Source organism: Hwangdonia seohaensis (assembly GCF_031932625.1).
Classification (GTDB): Bacteria; Bacteroidota; Bacteroidia; order Flavobacteriales; family Flavobacteriaceae; genus Hwangdonia; species Hwangdonia seohaensis.
The window spans coordinates 800,531-820,244 of sequence record NZ_JAVSCK010000003.1 but is presented as its reverse complement, the minus strand read 5'-3'; the positions used below and the strand labels follow the sequence as shown (position 1 = coordinate 820,244).

17 protein-coding genes are annotated in these 19,714 nt (G+C 36.4%); 9 read left to right on the top strand and 8 right to left on the bottom strand.

Translation table 11 applies throughout. The features are described from left to right. Positions 1 to 2: 2 nt before the first annotated feature. A complete protein-coding gene (locus tag RNZ47_RS12585) occupies positions 3 to 707 on the top strand; it encodes a hypothetical protein (RefSeq protein ID WP_311940533.1) in 705 nt (234 codons plus the stop codon). Between the two features lie 229 nt (positions 708 to 936). On the opposite strand, the gene RNZ47_RS12580 is transcribed toward RNZ47_RS12585, so the two are convergent. The 6 genes from RNZ47_RS12580 to tgt all read right to left on the bottom strand — a co-directional run bounded on the left by RNZ47_RS12580 (position 937) and on the right by tgt (position 8,436). Then, complete coding sequence (locus tag RNZ47_RS12580; protein WP_311940585.1) at positions 937 to 2,121, bottom strand: asparagine synthetase B; 1,185 nt, start codon at positions 2,119 to 2,121, stop codon at positions 937 to 939. A gap of 281 nt (positions 2,122 to 2,402) precedes the next feature. Continuing rightward, a complete protein-coding gene (dnaB, locus tag RNZ47_RS12575) occupies positions 2,403 to 3,944 on the bottom strand; it encodes a replicative DNA helicase (protein ID WP_311940531.1) in 1,542 nt (513 codons plus the stop codon). A gap of 168 nt (positions 3,945 to 4,112) precedes the next feature. Further along, positions 4,113 to 5,066: an acetyl-CoA carboxylase carboxyltransferase subunit alpha gene (locus RNZ47_RS12570; protein ID WP_311940529.1), complete on the bottom strand. Its 954-nt coding sequence runs from the start codon at positions 5,064 to 5,066 to the stop codon at positions 4,113 to 4,115. Between the two features lie 167 nt (positions 5,067 to 5,233). Beyond that, complete coding sequence (locus RNZ47_RS12565; RefSeq protein WP_311940527.1) at positions 5,234 to 6,130, bottom strand: DMT family transporter; 897 nt, start codon at positions 6,128 to 6,130, stop codon at positions 5,234 to 5,236. Further along, positions 6,117 to 7,193 carry an LptF/LptG family permease gene (locus RNZ47_RS12560; protein WP_311940524.1) on the bottom strand — a complete coding sequence of 359 codons (1,077 nt, stop codon included), beginning with the start codon at positions 7,191 to 7,193 and terminating at the stop codon, positions 6,117 to 6,119. The genes RNZ47_RS12565 and RNZ47_RS12560 overlap by 14 nt, the downstream gene beginning before the upstream one ends. A 112-nt stretch (positions 7,194 to 7,305) precedes the next feature. Further along, entirely contained in the window at positions 7,306 to 8,436 is a 1,131-nt protein-coding gene (gene tgt, locus RNZ47_RS12555) for a tRNA guanosine(34) transglycosylase Tgt (protein WP_311940521.1), read from the bottom strand. A gap of 306 nt (positions 8,437 to 8,742) precedes the next feature. Between tgt and RNZ47_RS12550 the strand changes: the two genes are divergently transcribed. The 8 genes from RNZ47_RS12550 (at position 8,743) to RNZ47_RS12515 (ending at position 15,646) form a co-directional block, all read left to right on the top strand. Further along, the gene (locus RNZ47_RS12550) at positions 8,743 to 9,618 is read left to right on the top strand and encodes a transketolase (RefSeq protein WP_311940519.1); all 876 of its coding nucleotides are present in this window, start codon (positions 8,743 to 8,745) and stop codon (positions 9,616 to 9,618) included. 19 nt (positions 9,619 to 9,637) lie between these two features. After that, positions 9,638 to 10,591: a transketolase family protein gene (locus RNZ47_RS12545; RefSeq protein WP_311940516.1), complete on the top strand. Its 954-nt coding sequence runs from the start codon at positions 9,638 to 9,640 to the stop codon at positions 10,589 to 10,591. Positions 10,592 to 10,732: 141 nt separating this feature from the next. After that, positions 10,733 to 11,329 carry an outer membrane beta-barrel protein gene (locus RNZ47_RS12540; RefSeq protein WP_311940514.1) on the top strand — a complete coding sequence of 199 codons (597 nt, stop codon included), beginning with the start codon at positions 10,733 to 10,735 and terminating at the stop codon, positions 11,327 to 11,329. Between the two features lie 245 nt (positions 11,330 to 11,574). Next, positions 11,575 to 12,654, top strand: coding sequence for a glycine cleavage system aminomethyltransferase GcvT (gcvT, locus tag RNZ47_RS12535; RefSeq protein ID WP_311940512.1), 1,080 nt, complete (start codon positions 11,575 to 11,577; stop codon positions 12,652 to 12,654). Positions 12,655 to 12,657: 3 nt separating this feature from the next. Continuing rightward, positions 12,658 to 13,572: a glutaminase gene (locus RNZ47_RS12530; protein ID WP_311940510.1), complete on the top strand. Its 915-nt coding sequence runs from the start codon at positions 12,658 to 12,660 to the stop codon at positions 13,570 to 13,572. 26 nt (positions 13,573 to 13,598) lie between these two features. Next, positions 13,599 to 14,429, top strand: a complete 831-nt coding sequence (locus RNZ47_RS12525) for a sugar nucleotide-binding protein (RefSeq protein ID WP_311940507.1) — start codon at positions 13,599 to 13,601, stop codon at positions 14,427 to 14,429. A 55-nt stretch (positions 14,430 to 14,484) separates the two neighbouring features. Beyond that, positions 14,485 to 14,778 carry a 4a-hydroxytetrahydrobiopterin dehydratase gene (locus RNZ47_RS12520; RefSeq protein ID WP_311940505.1) on the top strand — a complete coding sequence of 98 codons (294 nt, stop codon included), beginning with the start codon at positions 14,485 to 14,487 and terminating at the stop codon, positions 14,776 to 14,778. 148 nt (positions 14,779 to 14,926) lie between these two features. Beyond that, entirely contained in the window at positions 14,927 to 15,646 is a 720-nt protein-coding gene (locus RNZ47_RS12515; protein ID WP_311940502.1) for a YebC/PmpR family DNA-binding transcriptional regulator, read from the top strand. Positions 15,647 to 15,774: 128 nt separating this feature from the next. Here the strand turns inward: RNZ47_RS12515 and RNZ47_RS12510 are convergent, their stop codons facing one another. Together RNZ47_RS12510 and gyrA are read right to left on the bottom strand one after the other, a co-directional pair. Next, positions 15,775 to 17,025: a tetratricopeptide repeat protein gene (locus RNZ47_RS12510; protein ID WP_311940500.1), complete on the bottom strand. Its 1,251-nt coding sequence runs from the start codon at positions 17,023 to 17,025 to the stop codon at positions 15,775 to 15,777. A gap of 18 nt (positions 17,026 to 17,043) precedes the next feature. After that, positions 17,044 to 19,608, bottom strand: coding sequence for a DNA gyrase subunit A (gyrA, locus tag RNZ47_RS12505; protein ID WP_311940498.1), 2,565 nt, complete (start codon positions 19,606 to 19,608; stop codon positions 17,044 to 17,046). Positions 19,609 to 19,714 lie beyond the last annotated feature (106 nt).

The following is a 19,714-nucleotide window of genomic DNA, read 5'->3' as shown; positions in this document are numbered from 1 at the left end:
GAATGAAACGTATCGATGATAAAATTAAGGAAATTGAAAAAAAGGACAAGCGCTATCAATGGGCTTATTATATTATAGTTGCCATGCTCGTAGGGTTTTTGTATTATGTTAGCACTACCAGAAAGCAAATGGATTTACAAGCAGATCAAATTGATGTTTTAACAATAAAAGCGACTGAAACTTATAAAGACCTTAAAAAATCAGACTCAATAAATAAGAAGCTTTATGATGATTTAAAAAACAGTTTACAACCAGAACAATATTGGAATCATATTGAAAAGGCAAATTCCGTTGAAGACTATATAGAATACCTGACAAATATTTGGGGAATCAAACGTGATTCGCTTGATATGAATTCTGCCATATCAAATATTAAAAAGTCCGGTTCTATTGGTGAAACAGGATGGTTGTATGTTGGCAACGAAACCGAAAATGGGCCTTATGTACAACCAACCAAAGGTCAAATAGCGAAAATTATTTGGAGACGCGGATTGGAAAAGGTAGGTCAAATAGCATCAATAGAGGATTCAAAACCAAAAGAAAACGATATTATTAAGATGGTAAAGTCTACTAACAGAATTACGTACAGAAGGGCTAATTTCAATTCCACAAAAAACAAAGAAGGTTGGCGACCAAGTTCAAAGGCATTTGTTTCCGAAGTCAAAAAAAATGATGCCGAGGTTTGGGTGAAAATAAGGTATTACTAAGCCTTGGTGCATTTTGGCAAAATTCTGTCAATTCGAGTGAATTTTACGATTGAAATGAGTAAAATTTGTATCGAGAATAAGAATTTTTGAACCATGAATGGGTTCTCGATACAATTTTTCGTTCCTCAAAATCACTCGAACTGACATATTGAAATTATTTTCATTCAAAATGCACAAAGGGTTATTACTAATAATGCTTTAACAGTAATAAAATCGGGGCAAGATTAAATTAAGTTTTCTGCTTTTTCTTTCTTGCCGCCGGAAACAGCACATTATTCAAAATCAATCGATACCCTGGAGAGGTTGGGTGTAAATCCAATTCGGTTTTGGCATCGCCTACCCTATGCTGATAATCTTCGGGGTCGTGCCCGCCATAAAACGTAAAAAACCCTTTTCCTTTTATGCCATGAATATATTTGGCTTCTCCATTAGATTTGTTTTCGCCCATTACCAATACATTCGATTTTATTTCATCTCTCGTAAAGGCCGTGGTTTGTCCCATAAATCCTTTTACCAAAGCGGTGTGGTTTTGGCATAGCATGGTTGGAATGGGATCCCATTTAGCCGAAAATTCCATTAAGGAAAAATAGTCCACCGTTTTACGAATCATGCGCTTTCTGGTCATATCTATTGACGAAAACTCATAAATACTAGGATTTGTTTCTAAAGTAAAATCTGTAAAAGCAAAGGTTTTGTTGTAATCTATTTTATTTTGATATCCGGGAGTGCTGCCATCGCCATCAAACATGGGTTCGCAAATATCGATGCCTTCGGCCGATAATGCGATATCAAAACTATCGGTCGCGCTACACATGGCAAACATAAAACCACCACCAATAACATAGTCCCTGATTTTTAAGGCCACATCAAGTTTCGCATCAGAAACCTTACTGTAACCCAATTTTGCAGCCAATGCTTCGGCATCCTTTTTTTCTTGAATATACCAATTTGCAGACCTGTAAGCTCCGTAAAATTTACCAAACTGTCCCGTAAAATCTTCGTGGTGTAAATGCAGCCAATCGAACAGCAACAAACCGTCGTTTAAAACCTCTTCGTCGTAAACGGTTTCATAAGGAATTTCAGCATACTGCAACACCATGGTTACGGCATCGTCCCAAGGTTGTTTGCCATAAGGCGTGTAAACGGCAATTTTAGGTGCTTTTTCTAAAACTACGGCTTCCATGTTTTTACTCGGACTGCTAATATCTTCTAAAATAGTTTCTGCTTTTGAATTGGAAATCACTTCAAACGAAACTCCCCGTATTTGGCATTCGCGTTGAATTTCTTCGGTATCGGGCAATAAAAACGAACCGCCACGATAATTGAGCAGCCATTTTATTTTTAGCTGCTTATTTAGCGTCCAATAGGTTATACCGTAAGCCTTCAAATGATTTTTTTGACTCTCTGCATCCATAGGAATGAGGATGTAGGACGCATAGGATTTAAACCCTATAACAATCAATAATAATGTGAAAAATATCTTTTTCAAAATTGGGAAATAACTTTAATAGGATTTCTCGCTGCGCTCGAAATGACAATTAATTATTTATACCGAAAGATACTTAAAAAATATGCCTTTAAAAATGATTTAACGTTTTGTTCTAATAACATTAGAAACTAAAAGTTAATTGCATTTTGTTTTTAAAAGCTTAAATAAAAGTGGATTCCTGCCTCCGCAGGAATGACAAAGTAGCTTTAAAACGGTACATCACTTTCATCATCCTCATTAAACGAGCTACCAAAGGCTTGGTCCGGACTTGCTTTAAAATTATCCGTTTTAAACGTGTCATCATTGGCGGCGGCATTCATTTTAGAATGAAACTCGAAAGGCGAATCAAAATCATCTAAATTATCAAACTTACCTAAATGCCCGATAAACTTTAAACGTATGTTTTCCAAACCACCATTACGGTGTTTTGCCACGATAAATTCTGCTTGACCTTCGGTTGGCGAACGCTCATCATCGTCCCATTCGTCAATTTTATAATATTCGGGTCTGTAAATAAACGATACAATATCGGCATCTTGCTCAATCGCACCCGATTCACGTAAATCCGATAATAAGGGACGCTTGCTGCCACCACGGGTTTCCACAGCTCGCGATAACTGCGATAAGGCTATTACAGGCACGTTCAACTCTTTTGCCAAAGCTTTCAGGTTTCTTGAAATCATCGAGATTTCTTGCTCACGATTTCCGCCATGGCTACTGCCACCGGTCATTAATTGCAAGTAATCAATCATAATCAATTTTATACCGTGTTGTGATGATAATCGGCGTGCTTTGGCACGTAAATCGAAAATGGAAAGTGACGGTGTATCATCAATAAATAGCGGTGCTTTTTCCAAGCCTTTTACTTTTACGTTAAGCTGTTCCCACTCGTGTTTTTCCAGTTTTCCGGTTCGTAATTTTTCGGACGACAATCCCGTTTCACTAGAAATTAAACGGGTAATCAATTGTACCGATGCCATTTCCAAAGAAAAGAAAGCAACGGGTATATTTTGATCAACGGCAATATTTCGAGCCATAGACAAGGTTAAGGCCGTTTTACCCATACCCGGACGTGCCGCCACAATAATTAAATCGGATGGCTGCCAACCCGATGTTAATTTATCGAGTTTGTTAAATCCTGTTGGAATACCACTTAAGCCTTCTTTATTTGAAATTTCCTCAATTTTCTTTTTGGCTTGAATAACTAAATCCTGTGCGGTTTCACTCGATTTTTTTATGTTTCCTTGGGTAACTTCGTAAAGTTTAGCCTCGGCTTTATCCAATAAATCGAAAACGTCTTTGGTTTCATCATAAGAATCTTCAATGATCTCACTTGAAATTTTTATTAAACTGCGTTGGATGAATTTCTGTAATATGATACGTGCATGAAACTCGATATGCGCCGAAGATGACACTTTTTGTGTAAGCGAAATCAAATAAAAATCGCCACCCGACAATTCCAGCTTAGAATTCTTCTTTAACTGCGTAGAAACGGTTAATAAGTCTACAGGTTCGCTGTTTTCGAACAAATGAAAAATAGCTTCAAAAATATGCTGATGCGCTTCTTTGTAAAATGCTTCTGGACTTAAAATATCGATAACCTCGTCAACCCCCTTTTTATCAATCATCATCGCACCCAACACAACTTCCTCTAAATCAATAGCTTGTGGTGGAATCTTTCCTTTTTCAAGACTAATGATAGTGCTTTTATCTACTTTATATCCTTGGATTTGGTTAGGTTGTTTCATAACTACGAAAGTAATTAATTTGTATGTGTTTTAGTATGAAAAGTGAATCTTGATTGTTAACCTTTAGTTAACAATTTAACTGTTAATAACTTATAAATATTGTCAATAACCATAAAAAAATCTGAAGTTGTTAACTTCAGATTTTGCATTGTTGCTATTTTAAAAGGCTTACCCCTTAAAAACTCCCATTTGCATATATTTATCCATACGCTGAGACACCAAATCTTTTGGTGATAAGTTTTTAAGTGCGTCAAAAGTTTTTAAAATTGTGTTGCTCACAGAGGTAAATGTTTTTTCCCTATCTCGATGTGCGCCACCAAGTGGTTCTTTTATAATTTCGTCTACCAACTTTAGTTTTTTCATATCGGTAGCAGTCAGTTTTAAAGCTTTTGCCGCTTCTTCCTTATGCTCCCAACTGCGCCAAAGTATAGAAGAGCAGGATTCCGGTGAGATTACCGAATACCATGTATTTTCCAACATAAGCACCCTATCGCCTACGCCAATGCCCAAAGCACCGCCAGAGGCTCCTTCGCCTACAACTATGGTGATAATAGGTACTTTTAAACGTGTCATTTCTAAAATATTTCTAGCAATTGCTTCTCCTTGTCCGCGTTCTTCAGCTTCTAAACCAGGGTAAGCTCCAGGCGTATCTAATAGGGTAACCACTGGAATTCCGAATTTTTCGGCAGATTTCATTAAACGCAAGGCTTTACGGTATCCTTCAGGGTTGGCCATACCAAAATTACGGTATTGGCGCGTTTTAGTATTGTAGCCTTTTTGCTGACCAATAAACATAAAACTTTGGTCGCCAATTTTTCCCAAGCCACCAATCATGGCTTTATCATCCTTAAAGCTTCTATCGCCGTGGAGTTCTAAAAACGAATTCCCGCAAATGGCCTTAATATAGTCCATAGTATATGGTCTGTTAGGGTGACGCGATAATTGCACACGCTGCCATGGCGTTAGGTTTTTATAAATATCTTTTTGGGTCGCTTTTAGTTTCTTTTCAATTTGCGAACAAGTTTCGGTAACATCAACTTCACTTTCTTCTCCGATTACCTTGCATTTTAGCAATTGGTCTTCTAGGTCTTTAATTGGTAATTCAAATTCTAAATATTCCATAAGAATTTTTTGTTTGGACTATTAATCTTGGTTAGGGTACAAAATTACATATTTTATTTTGTTTTAAAATTACAAACGAAACGAAATAAAATTTTAATATCACGAAACCTTAATTATCAAATTGGTATGATTTGAGTAAATATAAAAACTTTAATTTTGTTATTCTGTTAAGAAGGGTTTCTTTTTAACGTTCTTATGTTTTTTATAACGCCATTTAGCATAACCGTTGCAATAATTACAATAGCGCCATAATAAAATTCCGGAGTCATTTTTTCCTTTTCAGGGAAAAGAACAATGGCCAATAAAATACCGTAAATAGGTTCTAAATTATAGGTTAACACAACGGTATAGGGGCTTATAAGTTTCATAACGTACACCGAGGCAATAAAGGCATAAGCCGTACAAATGGAAGCCAAAATAAAAAGATAGCCGAAATCTGAAGTGCTTAAATTGAAAAATTCCGCAGAAAATCCGCCCCCAAAAAAGAATATATAAATCGATATAAACAATACGCCGCTTAAAAATTCATAAAATGAAATAACGGTGGCGGTATGTTGTTTTAAAAAACTACCGTTTAGCACGGCGAATAACGACGAAAAGAAAGCCGATGAAATGCCCAAAATAATCCCATTAATATATTTGAATTCACTTTGGGTTATGACAAAAACACCGATAATTACGATGATTCCGAAAATAATTTCATACCAAATTATGGCACGTTTATAAATAACAGGCTCGATAAAAGAGGCGAAAAAAGCACCCGTTGAAAACATGGCCAATGTGATTGAAATATTGGATGCATCAATAGCGCCGAAAAAGGTAATCCAATGCAAGGCGATAATGATGCCTGCCAGCGAAAACTTAATAATGGCTTTGGGTGACACTTTTAATTTTACTTTGGCAATTTTAATATAGGCTAACATTAAAACGGAAGCCATAACCATTCTAAACCAAACCAAAGAAACCGCACTAATTGTAATTAACTCGCCTAAAATAGCAGTAAAGCCTGCAATAAAAACTAGAAAATGAAGATGTAAGTAGTTTTTGAGTTTAGCGTTTGGCATTACGTAAAAGATATATGGCTAAAATACCAAAAATGACATTAGGAAACCATACCGCAATAACCGGCGGGAAATTTGACTGTTCTGCCATAACACCAAATATTTTATCGAAAAACACAAAAACCATGGCAATACAAATGCCCACAGCTAAATTAACACCCATGCCTCCGCGCCTTTTTATAGACGATACGGCTACCGCAATAATGGTTAATATGAATACCGAAACCGGTAAACTCCATTTTCTGTAAAGCACCAATTTATAGCGCCCAATATTGGAAGACCCACGTTTTTCTTCTTTGGCAATAAAATCGGTTAAATCGCCATAAGAAAGCGTTTCGGCAATATAAATAACCGGTGTTAAATCTTCAATATCAAAACTAAAAACGGTGTCTTTCTTTGTTGCGCTTTCAAGAATATCATCAAATTCACCAACGGTGCGTTTAGTGTAATTCCGCAGTTGATACGTGCTGTCTTTATCAATAAATTTTATGGTGCTCGCTTTTATTTTGTAAACGAGCTTATTGTCCTCTATATGCTCTAAAGTAAAGTTACTGCCTTGTTTGTTTTTAAGATCGAAACTGCTCACGTAAATAAAATCATTGTCGTTAATTTGCCTAAAAACATTCTGGTTTTCGGCAACTTTTCTACCTTTTTTAAAATATTTATAGCTAAAATCGTTAAACCCCTGACTTGCTTTTGGTGCCAAATACAAACCCAATATAAGTGCTAAAATAGCGACAAAAAAGGCGCCGATTAAATACGGTTTTAAAAATCTTGAGAACGATACCCCGGAACTTAAAAAAGCAATAATTTCGGTATTGTTGGCCAGTTTCGAAGTAAACCAAATAACCGATAGGAATAAAAACAACGGAAATAATAAATGGGCAAAATAGATGGTGAAATCAAGCAGATACAGCATAACGGCATCAAAAGGCACTTCGTTTTCAAGAATTTTACCAATTTTTTCTGCAAGATGTACGGTTATCCCAATAGGAATAAACAATAGCAGCATCATAAAAAATGTAAACAAATAGCGTTTTAATATGTACCAGTCTAGTATTTTCAATTCAATTTCATATTTATTTTTTAGAGGTAAGAAAAAAGATGCTAGAGAAAAGACTCATTAAATATTATCAATTTTATCTCTATTTTATATTCTAATCTCTATAATCTTAATATTAAAGGCGGTTATCCATTTGTTTTACCATTTTGTCTTTCCAAACTCTAAAATCTCCCGCTAATATATGTTTTCTCGCTTCGCGAACCAACCACATATAAAAACCTAAGTTGTGAATGGTTGCAATTTGTTTACCCAACAGCTCGTTAACCGTAAATAAATGTCTTAAATAAGCTTTGCTGTATTCGGTATCTACAAAAGTGATGCCCATCTCGTCAACTGGCGAAAAATCATCGGCCCATTTTAAATTTTTAATGTTGATTGAACCATGTGCCGTAAACAGCATGCCGTTTCGGGCATTACGCGTTGGCATAACGCAATCAAACATATCTACACCTAACGCTATATTTTCTAAAATATTGATTGGCGTCCCAACACCCATTAAATATCGCGGTTTATCTTGGGGAAGAATATCGGTTACAACCTCGGTCATCGCGTACATTTCTTCGGCGGGTTCGCCCACCGATAATCCGCCAATGGCATTACCCACAGCACCTGCATTTGCAATATATTCGGCCGATTGTTTTCGTAAATCTTTATACGTACTGCCTTGAACGATTGGAAAAAAAGCCTGATTGTAATCGTATTTTAATGGTGTTTTTTCTAAATGATTGATGCAACGGTCCAACCAACGATGGGTCATGTGCATCGAACGTTTCGCATAATTATAATCGCACGGATATGGTGTGCACTCATCAAAAGCCATAATAATATCGGCTCCAATGGTACGTTGTATTTCCATTACATTTTCAGGGGTAAATGTATGGTAACTTCCGTCAATATGAGATTTAAACTTAACGCCCTCTTCTTTTATTTTTCTATTTGCAGACAACGAATACACTTGATAGCCACCCGAATCGGTTAAAATATTCCTATCCCAATTCATAAACTTATGCAATCCGCCCGCTTTTTCCAAAATATGGGTTTGCGGACGTAAGTATAAATGATAGGTATTCCCCAAAATAATATCGGGGTTTATATCGTCTTTTAACTCACGCTGATGCACGCCTTTTACAGTTGCTACCGTACCAACGGGCATAAAAATTGGGGTTTCAATAACCCCGTGGTCTGTTGTTATTTTTCCTGCCCTGGCATTACTTTGGGTGTCTTTCGCTTTTAATTCGAATGTCATAAATTTAAAATCTGTCGCTGGCAAACCTACATAATTTTTTTATTTTATTTTATTTTCAAGTTGCATAAAGGTTCACGAAGTCTTATTTAATAAAAATTAGAATGCCTGAGTAAAGATAAATAACAAAACGGCTTTTGCTCTTAAACATTTAATAAAATTTATGGATGTAAAAACGCCTTTAACCAATTGCAATAAAATTAATTAACAACGAATCTTAAAATAAAATTTTCAATTGTTAGCAAATCTTCATAATTAGTTAATAAATGCATCATATCTATTTTGTTAAGGGTATTTAAAAGATTATTTTTGTCGCGCAAAAAAACTAATAATTTAAACATGCCAAACACACAACAATTAGAAGATTTAACAACGCAGGTTCGTAGGGATATTTTACGAATGGTGCATAAAGTAAATTCTGGTCACCCTGGAGGTTCATTAGGATGCGCTGAATTTTTTGTAGCACTTTATAGTGAAATTATGGATAGAAAAGACCATTTTGATATGGATGGTATTGGTGAAGACCTTTTCTTTTTATCAAACGGGCACATTTCCCCGGTTTATTACAGTGTGTTGGCGAGAACGGGTTATTTTTCGGTAGATGAATTAAATACCTTCAGATTGATTAATTCGCGTTTACAAGGGCATCCAACAACACACGAAGGCTTACCGGGAATAAGAATCGCTTCTGGTTCCTTAGGTCAAGGCATGAGTGTTGCTTTAGGTGCTGCTCAAGCTAAAAAACTGAATGGCGACAAGCATTTGGTGTACTCCTTACACGGCGATGGCGAGTTGCAGGAAGGTCAAAATTGGGAAGCCATTATGTACGCTTCGGCTAAAAAAGTAGACAACTTAATTTCTACCATAGATTTAAACGGAAAGCAAATTGATGGTGCTACAGACGATGTTTTGCCCATGGGAAGCATTAAAGCTAAATTTGAAGCTTTTGGCTGGACGGTTATAGACATTGAAGAAGGCAACAATATTGAAGCCATTTTAAAAGGTATGGCAGAAGCAAAGGCGGAAACAGGAAAAGGAAAACCGGTTTGTGTTTTGTTAAAAACCATGATGGGTAACGGTGTTGATTTTATGATGCACACACACGCGTGGCACGGAAAAGCACCAAACGACAAGCAATTGGAAAGTGCTTTAGCTCAAAATGCAGAAACTTTAGGCGATTATTAATTCCCAATTAAAAAGAAAAATGAAAACATACACATACACAGAAAAAAAAGATACACGAAGCGGTTTTGGAGCGGGACTAACCGAATTAGGTAGAACCAACCCCAATGTTGTAGCACTTTGTGCCGATTTAATTGGGTCGTTGAAAATGGATCAATTTATTAAAGAAAACCCTGAGCGTTTCTTCCAAGTGGGAATTGCCGAAGCCAACATGATGGGCATTGCTGCTGGTTTAACCATTGGCGGAAAAATTCCGTTTACGGGTACTTTTGCCAATTTTTCAACGGGAAGGGTTTACGACCAAATTCGTCAATCTATCGCCTATTCGGGTAAAAATGTGAAAATATGTGCTTCGCATGCGGGCTTGACTTTAGGTGAAGATGGTGCCACACACCAAATTCTTGAAGATATTGGATTGATGAAAATGCTTCCGGGCATGACGGTAATCAATACCTGCGATTACAACCAAACCAAAGCAGCCACCATTGCTATTGCAGACCACGAAGGTCCTGTTTATTTACGTTTTGGAAGACCTGCAGTCCCTGTGTTTACGCCGGAAAATCAAAAATTCGAAATCGGTAAAGCCTTAAAGCTTACCGAAGGCACCGATGTTACCATTGTAGCTACAGGCCATTTGGTTTGGGAAGCTTTGGAAGCCTCAAAAGTGTTGCACGAAAAAGGAATTTCTGCTGAAGTGATAAACATCCACACCATTAAGCCCTTGGATGAAAAGGCAATTTTGGAATCGGTTGCAAAAACCAGATGTGTTGTTACGGCCGAAGAGCATAACTTTTTAGGTGGTTTAGGCGAAAGTGTTGCCAGAACATTAGCGTTACACAACCCTACGCCGCAAGAATTTGTGGCAACCAACGATACCTTTGGAGAATCTGGAACACCGGCCCAACTCATGGAAAAATACGGTTTAAACAGTGCGTCGATTATTGAAAAAGTACAGACTGTTATCGGTAGAAAATAACAGATAAATTTTATAAAAAAAGGTTCTTTTATTCATTTAAAAGGACCTTTTTTATTTTTAAATAAGTCCGTACTAAAGAAATAATTTTCGTTTGGCAACGTTTTTGATACTATACCTCAAAATCACAAAAAACGAACAATTATGAAGAATTCATTTTTTATTACCTTATTATTTTTAGTATCGATATCAACGGCCACTTACGCACAAACCGCTACTGGCTTTGGTTTTAAGGCTGGTTTAAACTACAATGCCAATGGCAATTATTTTGAATCTATAAGTAGCAATGCCGAACATCCCGACAGAAATATAGGGTATCACTTTGGCGTGTTCGGTAAAATTGGAAAGCAAGTTTTTTTTAAACCCGAGTTGGTTTACACAAGCACAAAAAGCGATTACAACAACAATAGCTTTAACATGCAAAAAATTGATGCGCCTATGCTTGTCGGTTTAAAAGTGCTAGGTCCCATTAGTGTTTTTGGTGGCCCCTCATTTCAATATATTTTAGATACCGATTTTAAAGCATCCAACCTGTCCATTAACAAAATAGAAAATGATTTTTCGGTTGGACTTAATTTTGGTATCGGACTTAATTTTAACAAGCTCGGTATTGATGTGCGATACGAAAGAGGTTTAAGCAACAACGAAGCTACTTTTTTAGACAACAACGGCATTAATGTGGATAATAGGTTAGACACGCGCCCCGATCAACTTATTTTAGGTTTATCGCTTGTGCTTTAAAACCCATCCATTTTATATTAAATTTAAAACCTGGACAACAAAATTCTTGTTCAGGTTTTTTTTATTTTTTTTCCTTTAAAATAAAACAGATTAAACATCTTTTAAAACTTCATTAAATTCAATGGGTTTTCGCGCAATATTTTCCTTTCCGCGAAAGCGAAATCTATAAAAATTCAATACATTTGTTTTAGATATAAATTAATGAGATTCCCTCCTTCGCGGGAATGATAAAATAATTATTCTCAATGAAAAACACAGCTTTAAATCAAACACACATAGCTCTCGGAGCAAAAATGGTACCTTTTGCCGGTTACAATATGCCCGTGCAGTACGAAGGTGTAAATGCAGAACACGAAACCGTTAGAAAATCTGTTGGCGTGTTTGATGTATCGCACATGGGCGAGTTTTTAATTGAAGGCGAACACGCGCTGGATTTAATCCAAAAAGTAAGCAGTAACGATGCCAGTAAATTAACTATTGGAAAAGCCCAATACAGTTGTTTACCAAATGATGACGGTGGTATTATTGACGATTTAATTATTTATAAACTTAAAGAACAATCCTATTTATTGGTTGTTAACGCCAGTAATATTGAAAAAGATTGGAACTGGATTCAGTCTAAAAACGATGTTGGTGCCACCATGCGCAATTTAAGCGAAGACTACGCATTACTCGCCATTCAAGGCCCAAAAGCCATTGAAGCGATGCAAGCTTTAACAAGCCATGACTTATCCGCTATAAAATTCTACAATTTTGTGGTCGGTGATTTTGCCGGTATCGAGCATGTTATTATTTCGGCAACCGGTTATACGGGCAGCGGTGGTTTTGAAATTTATTGCAAAAATGCCGAGGTTAAGCAAATTTGGGACAAGGTTTTCGAAGCCGGTGCAGATTACGGCATCAAACCTATTGGTTTAGCGGCACGCGATACTTTGCGTTTAGAAATGGGTTATTGCCTTTACGGAAATGATATTGACGATACTACCTCGCCGCTTGAAGCAGGTTTAGGATGGATATTAAAATTCACAAAGGATTTTACAAATTCCGAAGCACTTAAAGCGGAAAAAGAACGTGGAACAGAACGCAAATTAGTAGCTTTTAAATTGGATGATCGTGGCATTCCGCGCCAAGGTTACGATATTGTTGATGGCAACGGACAAAAAATAGGCACCGTTACCTCGGGTACAATGAGCCCCAGTTTAGGTATTGGAATTGGCTTAGGCTATGTGCCAAATGTTTTTGCCGCGGTAGACAGTAAAATAAACATCCAAATACGTAAAAATGCAATTCCTGCAACGGTTATAAAATTGCCGTTTTATAAATAATTTATGCCAGATTTTCAAGTCATTTTAGAAAGTATTTACCAAGATGCTATTAATGCTTCTGATAAAGGCATAGTGGCTTCATATATTCCTGAATTAGAACATATTGACAAAAATAATTTTGGTATTCATTTAAGAACTTCTGATGGGAAAAGTTATGGCATTGGTGATTATAAAAAGCGTTTTTCAATACAAAGTATATCTAAAGTTCTAGCTTTATCTAAAGCAATGGAACTTATTGGCGAAGCTATTTGGGAACGTATTGACGTAGAACCATCTGGACATAAATTTAATCAATTGGCATTATTAGAAATTGAAAATGGAATTCCTAGAAACCCATTAATAAATTCTGGAGCTATTGTAATTGCTGATATTTTGGTTTCAAACTTAAAAAATCCAAAAGAGGATTTCTTAAGCTATTTAAGAGATCTTACAGGCGATAATACGATTTGCTTTAATAAAGATGTGGCACTTTCAGAAAAACTAACTGGTTTTAAAAATTATGCGGCAGCTAATCTTTTAAAATCTTTTAAAAATTTACAAAACCCAGTTGATGAAGTTTTAGATTTCTACTTTCACCAATGTTCTATTGAAATGTCGTGTAGTCAACTATCAAACGCCTTTTATTTGTTTGCAAATAATGGCAGGTGTTTACAAGATAAATTACACATTACAGACGGACAAGTAAAACGTGTAAATGCCTTAATGCTAACATGTGGTTTTTATGATGAAGCAGGGGAATTTGCCTTTGAAGTTGGGCTTCCAGGAAAAAGTGGTGTTGGTGGTGGCATTGTTGCATTACTTCCAGATAAATTTGTAATTTCAACGTGGTCGCCTGGACTTAATAAAAAAGGAAATTCAAAATTAGGTATGTTGGCTTTGGCAAAATTTACTACAAAAACCAAACTATCCATTTTTTAGAATAGCTTCTATGTTGTGGTTGAATTATGAAAAGGCAAGAAAACAAGCATATTATTTTAATTTTAGGAGCAAGCGGATTTTTAGGCGGTGCCATTTACAAGGAGCTCTGCTCCTATTTTAGAACTTTTGGCACGTATAACATAACAAACAAAACGCTGGAAAAAAACCATCACTTTTTTCAGTATAATATTGAAGAAGATGATGTTTACGAAATTCTGGATATTGTAAAGCCAACTATAATTATTTCGGCGCTTCGTGGCGATTTTTCAAAGCAAGTTTTAGTGCATCAACATCTTGCGGAATATGTGTTTCTAAATAAGATAAAACTAATATTTCTATCGTCTGCAAATGTTTTTGACGCCTACAGCAAGTATCCAAGCTACGAAACCGATAAAACATACAGTAATAGTATTTATGGGCATTTTAAAATAAAAATTGAAAACATGTTATTGCGATTACCTAAAAAACAAGTCGCCATTTTACGCTTGCCCATGGTTTTTGGAAATCAGTCGCCCCGTGTGTTGGAAATACTTCAGCACATAAAAAACAAAACGGCTATCGAGGTATTTCCAAATTTAATTATGAATGTAACAACCGACACTAAAGTAACACAACAAACACATTATATAATCAACAGAAATAAATCGGGTATCTTCCATTTAGGAAGTACCGATTTGGTGCACCACGACGATTTTATTAAGGAAATGGTTAAATCATTGGGCAACCCTAAAGCCTTATTTAAACAGGTTTACACGACTAACGACGACAGGTATTTAGCGGTATTGCCAAAATATAATCTATTACCAAGAAACCTGCAGTTATTAAGTCAAGATATATTAACGGAATTAAAAATTTAATGGATCTTAATGCTTGAAATAAGAGCAGTGTAACTATAAATTTAAAACATAAATTATGAGTAAACTATCAAAAGACGACATAGAAAAAAAATTATTGCATTTACCAGATTGGGAGTATTATGATGATGCGATTCACGCCGAATTTGAATTCGAAAATTTTAAAGATTGCTTTAGCGCCATGAGCAGAATTGCTTTTGAATGCGAAGCCTTAAACCACCACCCAAATTGGAGCAACGTGTACAATGTGCTTACCATATCTTTATCAACGCACGATGCCAATGGGGTAACCAATAAAGATTTTAAATTGGCAAAAGCCATAGAGCATATTGTAGAGCCGGACGACGAATAGCGTATTCAGTGGGCAGCGGTAGTTTTCAGTATTTGTTTTTGGTCACAAAAACCATTAACAATAATAGAAACTTTCAGTTCTGCTTACTTTTTTTATTTTTACGTTTTAATTCAGTTTAACAAATTAACAACAAACAACTCAACATATTATGGGAAGAGCTTTCGAGTTTAGAAAAGCAAGGAAAATGAAGCGTTGGTCTGCAATGAGCAAAGCCTTTACACGCATTGGTAAAGATATTGTAATGGCGGTTAAAGAAGGTGGTCCAGACCCAGATAGCAATTCGCGTTTGCGTGCTGTTATACAAAATGCGAAGGCCGTGAACATGCCTAAAGATAACATTGAGCGCGCTATAAAACGTGCCAGCGATAAAAACCAAGGCGACTATAAAGAAGTGATTTTTGAAGGCTACGCACCACACGGTATTGCCGTTTTGGTGGAAACGGCAACCGATAACAACACACGTACCGTAGCCAACGTTCGCAGTTATTTTAATAAATGTGAAGGTAGTTTAGGCACATCGGGATCGGTGGTTTTTATGTTCGACCACACTTGTAATTTTAGAATTAATGCCGAAGGTTTAGACCCAGAGGAAATAGAATTGGAGTTTATTGATTTTGGTGCCGAAGAAGTATTTGCCGATGACGATGGCATTTTAATTTACGCGCCTTTTGAAAGTTTTGGAGCCATTCAGGCCGAATTGGAAAACCGTGACATTGAAATATTATCTTCGGGATTTGAACGCATACCGCAGGTGACTAAGCAATTAACAACAGAACAAGCTGAAGATGTTGAAAAGCTATTGGAAAAACTTGAAGAAGATGATGATGTGCAAAACGTTTACCACACCATGGAAGAAACCACCGAATAAACAACTTTAGCGTTCTATTAATTTCCCAACCATATTAGCGCATAAAAAAACTGCCCCCGAAATTTTTAAATTTCGGGGGCAGTTTTTTTATGGCTTTTTAAAGCACAATTTTAAAATACAATCAAAAATTAGTTTCCAGCTTCAATAGCTTCAACTCTTTCTTTCATTGCTTTATATTTAGCTGTTTCGCCAATAACACTGTAAATATTCATTAATGTTTTAGCAGCATTTATGTTTTTTGAATCAATAGCTATGGCTTTATCTAAATAAGGTATGGCGCTTTTGTATATATTTTGACGCTCTTCTCTTAACTCGTCATAGCGTAAATCATCTTTTTTAGAAGTTCCCAAACCGTTCATTTCCTCAATAATAGCTTGCTCACCATTTAAAATTAAGGCCGCCATATTTATATAAGCATTTATATAGTTTGGGTCTAATTCGATAGCCTTATCGTAATATTTTTTTGCACCTTCAGTATCTTCAGATTCTGCGGCAATTACACCCAAGTTATATTGCAACTCGGCATTTTCAGGGTCTTTTTGAGTTGCTATTTCCAATAGCTTTTTAAACTCTTCCTTGTTACCCATTTTAAAATGCACGTTGGCTTCAGAAAGTAACAAGTTAATATCGTCAGGACTTTCTGCCCTAGCATCTTTCATAGCCTCTAATGCCTTTTCGTTATTGCCTTGGCTTACGTAAATAAGAGCTACATTTTTAACGATTTCGGCTTTTTTAGATTCCGTTAATCGTTCACCTGGTTTAATATGGCTTTTAGCTTTTACAAAAAGATCGCGATTTGTTTTATCTAGCACCTCTTCTTCACCAGTTTCAACATTAGTAGCAAAGTATTCTTTTTGAATGCCGGTATAATCTAACTGTTTAAGCTCTTCGTATAGCTTTAAAGCTCTATCATATTCTTGAACATTCACAGCTGTAGCGGCAGCGTAATAAAGAAACAAGGTGTCTTTTGTAGACGTTCGGTAAGCATGCTCAAAGTGTTTTGAAGCAGTTGAAAAATCTTTGTCTTCGTAGGCCTGATTTCCTTTTGTTAAAATGTCGTTAGTCATGGTTTGCTTTAACGCAGTAACCTCATCACCATAAGCGCCATTAACATTTTCTAAGCTCTCTAAAGCCTTATCAATATCTTGACTTGAGCCTGCCCCATTTGCGTAAAGCGCTTGCCCTAACAAGTAATAATATTTGGCTTTGTTTTTGTCGTCCATAGAAGTCATTAAAGCCTCAGCTTGATTAAGTGCTGCTTTTGCTTCTGCAAAATTGTTTCCTTTAATAGCTTTTTCTGCAGATCTCAATTCTTTTTTTTGTGCAAATGAAAATGCACTTATTGAGATGGCTAAAGCTATAATTAATTGTTTTTTCATTTTATTAATAATATTTAGTTAATTGTCATTTTTGTTTTCGTTGTTATTATTATCAAGAGTTGTGCCATCTTCTGAAGCATCAGTATTTTCAATGGTTTCTGGATTTATCGTATTACCATTTTCATCTAATTCAACCTCATCTTCATCATGCATTACTTTGGCAACAGCCGCAATAGAGTCGTTTCCTTTTAGGTTAATTAATTTAACCCCTTGGGTGGCTCTTCCCATAACCCTTAAATCTTGAACGGCCATTCGAATAGCAATTCCCGATTTGTTGATAATCATTAAATCATCGTCATCGGTTACGTTCTTAATCGACACTAAGTTACCTGTTTTTTCTGTAATAGAAATAGTTTTTACACCTTTTCCGCCTCTATTGGTAATTCTGTAGTCCTCTAAACTTGAGCGTTTTCCATAACCATTTTCTGAAACGACAAGGATATCACTCTCCATATCATCAACCGCAATCATTCCAACAACCTCATCGGTTTTTTCGTCTTGCAAACGAATACCGCGAACACCAGAGGCACCACGACCCATTGGTCTGGTTTTGGCTTCTTCAAAACGGATGGCCTTACCAGATTTTAAGGCTAGCATTACTTGGCTTTCGCCAGTAGTTAGCTTCGCTTCTAATAATACATCATCTTCTTTAATGGTTATCGCATTGATTCCGTTGGTACGCGGACGCGAATATTGCTCTAAAGAGGTCTTTTTAACTTGACCTTTTTTAGTTGCCATAATGACATAATGGCTGTTTATATACGCTTCGTCCTTTAAATCTTGAGTACAAATGAAAGCCATTACTTTATCGTCTTGCTCAATATTTATAAGATTTTGAATAGCTCGACCTTTTGAGGTTTTACTGCCTTCTGGAATCTCGTAAACGCGCATCCAGAAACACTTTCCTTTTTGGGTGAAGAACAGCATATATTGATGGTTGGTACCCACAAATAGATGCTCTAAGAAATCTTCGTTACGTGTTGTTGATGCTTTTTGACCAACGCCACCTCTATTTTGTGTTTTGTATTCGGTTAATGAGGTACGCTTGATATAACCGGCATGCGAAATTGTGATGACCACTTTTTCATCCGGAATCATATCTTCGATACTTAAATCGCCACCTGCATATTCAATAGTTGAACGACGCTCATCACCATATTTATCCCTTACAACTTCCAATTCGCTTTTAATGATGTCCATGCGACGTTCTTTTTTATCAAGAATATCTTTTAAATCTTCAATGGTAAGCATTAAATCATCGTACTCCGAACGCAGTTTGTCCTGCTCTAAACCTGTAAGCTGACGTAAACGCATTTCGACAATGGCTTTCGCTTGAATTTCTGAAAGTTTAAAACGTTCGATTAATTTCTCGCGGGCTTCATCGGCATTTGATGATGCTCTTATAATTTTAATAACCTCGTCAATGTTATCCGAAGCTATAATCAATCCTTCTAAAATATGGGCGCGTTCTTCCGCTTTGCGCAACTCGTAAGTTGTACGGCGCACCACAACCTCGTGTCTGTGCTCAACAAAATAATGAATGAGCTCTTTTAAATTCAATAATTGCGGACGTCCATTTACCAGCGCAATATTATTAACACTAAAAGATGATTGTAATGCGGTGTATTTGAATAATTTATTTAGAACGATATTTGGAATGGCATCACGTTTTAAAACGTAAACAATGCGCATACCGTTTCTATCGGATTCATCGCGAATGGTTGCAATACCATCCATTTTTTTATCGTTTACCAAGTCTGCAGTTTTTTTAATCATATCTGCTTTATTCACCTGATACGGAATCTCTTCCACGACAATACATTCGCGCCCGTTTACCTCTTCAATATTGGCTTTGGCACGCATAACAATACGTCCGCGACCGGTGTGAAATGCTTCCTTTACGCCATCGTAGCCATAAATGGTTCCACCTGTTGGAAAATCGGGTGCTTTAATGTGCTGTATAAGTTCGTCAATTTCAATATCGTTATTTTCAATATATGCAATGGTTCCGTTTACCACTTCGGTTAAATTGTGCGGTGGCATATTGGTTGCCATACCCACGGCAATACCCGAAGCGCCATTTACCAAAAGCCCAGGAATACGGGTTGGCAAAACGGTTGGCTCTTGCAGCGTATCATCAAAATTTAATTTATGATCTACGGTTTCCTTGTCAATATCCGCCAGCATATCCTCAGATATTTTACGCATACGCGCTTCGGTATAACGCATTGCTGCAGGACTATCGCCGTCAATAGAGCCAAAGTTTCCTTGGCCATCAACCAACATATAGCGCAAACTCCATTCTTGCGCCATACGCACCATAGCGTCGTAAACCGAAGTATCTCCGTGCGGGTGATACTTACCTAAAACCTCCCCTACAATTCTTGCAGATTTTTTATGTGCTGAGTTTGCCCTAACACCTAATTCGTGCATCCCGTAAAGCACACGTCTGTGTACTGGCTTTAAGCCATCTCTTACATCGGGTAAGGCACGTGACACAATGACCGACATTGAATAATCAATGTAAGCCGATTTCATCTCATCTTCAATATTAATAGGGATCAATTTTTCTCCTTCTTCCATAAATATTTTAATTAAGTTTTTATGAATTTTTCAAAACATGCTAATATATAACTTTCATTAGTCATAGTAAGACTTTCAATCATATTTTTTCATGTTTTTTATTAAC